At 39.8% G+C, this 211-nt stretch carries 1 protein-coding gene; it reads right to left on the bottom strand.

The genetic code is table 11. The annotated features are described in order from the left end of the window. The coding region (locus E7X57_RS12280) for a PKD domain-containing protein (RefSeq protein WP_135613305.1) at positions 1-211 on the bottom strand (211 nt) is incomplete at both ends.

Raw genomic sequence — 211 nt, forward strand, 5'->3', positions numbered from 1 at the left:
CATTGATATAATTCGTCTTGACTTCGGAAGCAGTGCCATTGATATTACTGACAGTAAGATTGACAGTATACAAACCAGCTGTATCATACGTATGAATTATATTCTGACTGGAGTAATCCTCGGTACCATCAGCATCAATATCCCAGGACCATGAGGTTGCATTGGTTGAGAGATCAGTGAATGAAACAGTAAGTGGTGCAATACCTTCAGT

The sequence above is a fragment of the Methanococcoides sp. AM1 genome, assembly GCF_900774055.1.
Taxonomy (GTDB): Archaea; Halobacteriota; Methanosarcinia; order Methanosarcinales; family Methanosarcinaceae; genus Methanococcoides.